Annotated in this window: 1 protein-coding gene; it reads left to right on the top strand. The window is 43.1% G+C overall.

Annotated elements, in window-relative coordinates:
- Window positions 1-589, top strand: a 589-nt coding sequence (locus tag R7Z50_RS27295) for a class I SAM-dependent methyltransferase (RefSeq protein ID WP_318149722.1), incomplete at its 5' end; no start/stop codon positions are given.
- Window positions 590-714: the final 125 nt, after the last annotated feature.

Raw genomic sequence — 714 nt, 5'->3', positions numbered from 1 at the left:
CACGGCTTGGGGTATCGAAGGTGAACACATTCAGCTTAAAAACCTGCCAAATGTCTATTCAGGAGAAAGCTTAGATTTAGGTGCGCGTTTTATGCTGCAACATATTCCTCAAGACGCCTCAATCAACCACATTATCGATTTGGGATGCGGTAACGGCGTCTTATCGGTAAAAGCAGGTCAACTCAATCCAAATGTAAGACTGACTTGCGTTGATGAAAGCTTCATGGCGCTTGAATCTGCCAAGCAGAACTTATTGGATAACTTGGGCGAAGGTCGCGACATTCAGTGCGTGGCCAATAACTGTTTGGATGGATTCAAACCTGACAGTTGCGATTTAATCATGTGTAACCCACCGTTCCATCAGCAACAAGCCATTACCGATCATATCGCATGGCAAATGTTCTGTGATGCAAAACAAATTTTGAACCAAAATGGCAAGTTACTCGTCATAGGAAACCGTCACCTCGGCTACGATGCCAAGTTGAAACGTCTGTTTGGTGATAAGAATGTGAAACTCATCGCTTCTAACAATAAGTTCGTGATTTTACAGGCAACAAAAAATCCTGCTAAATTAAGCGCAAAACAATAGAGCTCTCCGAGCAAAATGTTTACAAGGAACAATAAAATGAAAAAACTGTTACTCGCGGCTTCGGTTGCATTGCTTGCTGCATGTTCAGCGCCACAACAACCGCAACTGAACCTAATGCCTGAAAG

The organism is Vibrio sp. 1249-1 (assembly GCF_033340495.1).
Note: the sequence above shows the minus strand (reverse complement) of the source record. Positions and strands in the feature narration are given on the sequence as shown.